Source organism: Peribacillus sp. P4_C12 (genome assembly GCF_056402095.1).
Genome location: NZ_JBFUIB010000307.1, coordinates 1 through 4,431, shown reverse-complemented (window position 1 = coordinate 4,431; position 4,431 = coordinate 1). Strand labels below are relative to the sequence as shown.

Here is a 4,431-nt window from a genome sequence, read left to right as displayed (position 1 = left end):
TTCCTAAAGTGACCCGTTGCAATAAAAAGTCCATTGTATGCTGGATGTTCTCCAAAGTAAGGTAGGCCATCTCCTGTTTGCGGACGTATACCAGCCCATGCTTTTTCCCACTCCGTTTCTTTAAGTGCTGGAAGCAGTTGTGTTGCCTTTTCTATTAATGTTGAAATTCCTTCGATACTTACCTTTTGGTCAAAAGTGTGAGCTTTAACCGTCGCACCAACAATGATTCTCCCGCCAACTTTAGGTACAAGATAGCACCCATGTGAAAAAATCGTTTTTTCAAGCAATGGACGATTAGTCAAAACGGAAAAGCACTCTCCTTTTACGGGATATGTATCAAGCTTTACCCCGGCCTTTTCTAGAAGAAAATTGCTCCATGCTCCACTTGCTACTATTACATTTTCACTAAAAAATTCTCCTATATTAGTGACCACACCTCTTACACACGCGTTTTCAATAATCAAATCAGAAACATGTACATATTCCTTTATATCAGCGCCTAGAGCAGCAGCAGATTTAGTAAAAGCGAGCGACAACCTAGAGGCCGAAACTTGTCCATCCTTTGGAATATACATAGCACCTCTAATCTCATCAGAAAGAAGAGGCTCCTTTTTTCTTATTTCAGCAGTTGTAAACCATTCCGCCTCAAGCCCGGCTTTTTGCTGGATTTTGATCATGTTCTTCAAATCTGATTCTTGTTCACTAGTAAGTGCTACCTTAAACATTCCTTTGTTAACTAATTCAATATCAATCCCGCTTATGTCTTTTAATTCTTCCGACAGCTCAGGAAACATCCCCCTGCTTTGTCTTGCTAATGTAAAAAGCGGGTTATCAGATTCTAACTCGGATTGCGCTCCTAACATCCCGGCAGCTGCACTAGATGCTTTACTAGCAAGTCTATCTTTCTCTAATAAAAGGACTTTTTTACCTCGTTTGGCTAATTGATAAGCAATAGACCCTCCAATTACACCACCACCTACAATGATCGCATCATATATGGAATTCATCTTATATCTCCTTTCCTAAAGACCTTGCATACTCTTTTGCAGATTGAATTGGATTTTCCGCTTCTAGGACACCTGACATAATCGCGATCCCTTGTGCACCTGCATTTAGTACAAGTTGACTATTAGAAGGTGTTATTCCACCTATTGCAATAATAGGTAGTTTGATATTCATCGTGATTTTTTGAAGCTCCTCCACTCCCTTAGGAGCGAGACCTCGTTTTGAGTTTGTTTCGAAGATATGGCCATAAATCGCGTAATTGGCTCCATTATGGAAAGCAGCCTTTGCTTCATCAAAGGAATGAATAGAGCTCCCAACCCTGATTTCTGGAAATGCTTGCTTTACGACTCTGACATCTAAACTATGAAAAGCCAATTGCACACCAAAAACCTTCATTGCCCAAGCTACATCCACTCGGTCATTAATTATGATTTTAGACAACGGAATCTTTTTTTCATGTAATAAGGTCACAGCTTTATAGAGTTGTGACGCACTCATCTGCTTTTCTCTAAGATAAAAGTAATCCACATAATCTTGAATGTTTGAAGCAATCTCAACAAACTTCTCAATTGGCTGTTTCCCAGTAGAAATAATATGCAATTCTTGTGCATTCATACTAAGAACTCCTTAACGATAATAATCAATTCTTCTTTAATCAAATTGATAAATACGGAAATTGTACAGATAGATAAAGCCCTGCCAACAACAAGATGACAAAATACAGAATGAACCCATGGTCATTTTTAGAAAACCCAAATTCATAATAGTATGTTCGATTCCTGGTATCTGAAAATCGTTTGGCCTCCATCGCAACCGCAATCCGGTGAGCTCGTCTAATACTTCCGGATAACAACGGAATGGAGTAGGCTTTCATTTTAAAATATAGTGATCTTATTCCTTTTTTCCTTTCGACGCCACGTACCCTCATCGCATTCCGTATCGTTTGAAATTCCTCCAACATGATAGGAATAAGCCTTAACGCCGCCATGAAACTATAAGCATATTTTGGTTTAAGCTTAACTTGCTGCATTAAGGAATAAAACAGGTTGACAGGTCTCGTCGTTAACGAAAAAGTTAATCCAAGTACCGCAAAAAGCAGGGCTCTAAAGCCAACCAATAATCCCCTCATGAAACTCTCTTCCGTAATCGAAATGAGTCCCCACTTAAACCAAAGTGTCTCACCTTGTCCGAATAATATCATTGCAGAAGAGGTAGATAAAAAAATGAAACAAAAAGGAATTGATAGGAGTAAAATACGATTTAACGGATGACCGGAAAAACACAAAAACAAGAGCAAAACACCCATGGTAACGTTAATCATATAATTTAGGTCTTTAATAAATAACGCCACCATACATAACACAATTAATACAAAAAGCTTAAGGCTTGGATTAATCTTATGGAGCCATGTTTCTGCACTCGAAACATTCACTTACATGACACCCCTTCTATAGTGATAAAACTTCGGTCTCTAAAAACGCTAGTTGCTTGCTAATCTTTTCATCACTAATTACTTTCCCATCCTTAACCGTCCAGATCCTAGTTGCAAAGTTTTTTGAAATATGATCATCATGGGTTACCATAATCACTGTAATACCCCGCTTTCGATATTCCTCGAACCATTCCAGTAAGGCAAAGGTATTTTTCGAATCTTGGCCAAAGGTAGGCTCATCTAAAAGAATGATCTTTTTTTCTTTCACGATTGAAGCCGCTACACTTAATCGCCGCTTTTGACCCATCGATAATTGAAAAGGATGTTTATCGCGATGGGCCGTAAGGTGGAACACTTCAAGCAGTGCATGAACTCTCTCTTCTATTTCTTGAGGAGGCTTTTTGTCAATTCGTAATGAATAAGCGATTTCTTCATATACAGAATTCGCAACGAATTGAAACTCAGGATTTTGAAAGACAAACGTCATGTTATCTGTTAGATTTTTCACTTTTTTAATCGAGGTTCCCATCAATTCATAATAACCATTCGTTTTAATGAACTGCATCAGTGCATGCAAAAGCGTACTCTTTCCCGCTCCATTTTCTCCCCTGATGACAATCCATTCCCCTGAGTGGATCTGCAGCTCTTCAACCATAATTTTTTCTTCCTTTTTTCGGAAACCTCTAAAACCTTGCATTTGCATTATGGGACCGCCATCATTAAATTCCCTTTGTTCACGAATGGGTGCATGGTCATGAATATACTCATCCCAAACACCAGGGAACCAGATTCCATGTTCTTTCATTTTGTTTTTGTATAATGAAAGAATGATGTCTTTGGGACCATCAGCAATGATTTGACCGTTATCGTTAAAAAGCACTATTCGTTCGATAAATTCTAAAACATGGTCAATTTTATGTTCAACGATAATAACGGTCTTGTCTTTGCCAATTTCCTTTAAAACATCCCAAATTTCTTTTGTTCCAACCGGATCAAGCATAGCGGTTGGTTCATCTAAAAATATCACTTCAGGTTCAAGTGCCAATACTGACGCAATCGCTAAACGCTGTTTCATCCCGCCTGATAATGTATCAATACTTGTATGGATATCATCTAAGTGTAATCCTACCTGCCGGATATGATTGTGAATCCTCTCATTCATTTGCTGCTTAGGAACGGAAAGGTTTTCAAGGACGAAGGCAATTTCTTCATCTGCAAATGGCATACAAAACTGACTATCTGGGTCTTGAAAAACATATCCCCATGAAGAAGGGCTCTCCAGTTCTTTCGCTTTCATCGGGACTTCAATGGAATGTGGGATCAGCCCACTTAACACTTGCAAAAGTGTAGACTTTCCACATCCGGACGGTCCCAACAATAGAACTTTTTCACCTTTATCAAACGAGACGGATAAGTCCTTGAATATCAAGGACTCATCACCGGGAAACTTCAATCTTAACTTTTCAACAAAAGCTATTCGTTCCATGCTTATCAACCTCTACTTTTGATCCAGTGCAGCATAATCCTTACTTGATACTGGACGAACAAGATTTGTTACTCCTGTAGCTTCTAATACTTTTACTAGATAGTAAGCAAATACACCAGCAAAGAAAATTGACCCGATAAATCTTGCAATCATAAATAATAGTAAATTCCAAAGAGAGAGGGCACCAATTTCTCCGTATGCAAAATCCATGAGGACCGATCCTACACATGAAGCTATCGCCGCTAATACAGCAACCGACATATTAAACTTTTTATACCTGAACGCCATAAACACCAGTTCCGCGAATAATCCTTGTACAACTCCATATAAGAGTACGGTTAATCCCCACGGTGAACCTAAAAAGAATTCACCGGAGGCTGCCGCGATTTCTGCCAACAGRGCCACACCCGGTTTCCTCATAACTAAAAAGGCAACAGGCCCTGCTATAAACCACATTCCATAAATTAATTGATCTACATGTAACCCTAATGGTTTAACGGAATAATAT

At 38.9% G+C, this 4,431-nt stretch carries 5 protein-coding genes; all 5 read right to left on the bottom strand.

Annotated elements, in window-relative coordinates:
• Positions 1–1,007 (bottom strand): glycine oxidase ThiO (thiO, locus tag AC1DUW_RS21675; protein ID WP_477643427.1); only part of this gene is annotated, 1,007 nt, incomplete at its 3' end.
• Between the two features lies 1 nt (position 1,008).
• Positions 1,009–1,620, bottom strand: a complete 612-nt coding sequence (gene tenI, locus AC1DUW_RS21670) for a thiazole tautomerase TenI (RefSeq protein WP_053345869.1) — start codon at positions 1,618–1,620, stop codon at positions 1,009–1,011.
• A gap of 40 nt (positions 1,621–1,660) precedes the next feature.
• A complete protein-coding gene (locus tag AC1DUW_RS21665; protein ID WP_169787514.1) occupies positions 1,661–2,437 on the bottom strand; it encodes an energy-coupling factor transporter transmembrane component T family protein in 777 nt (258 codons plus the stop codon).
• A 16-nt stretch (positions 2,438–2,453) separates the two neighbouring features.
• Positions 2,454–3,923: an ABC transporter ATP-binding protein gene (locus tag AC1DUW_RS21660; RefSeq protein WP_053345868.1), complete on the bottom strand. Its 1,470-nt coding sequence runs from the start codon at positions 3,921–3,923 to the stop codon at positions 2,454–2,456.
• Positions 3,924–3,935: 12 nt separating this feature from the next.
• On the bottom strand, positions 3,936–4,431 hold a 496-nt coding region (locus AC1DUW_RS21655; protein WP_477643426.1), incomplete at its 5' end, for an ECF transporter S component.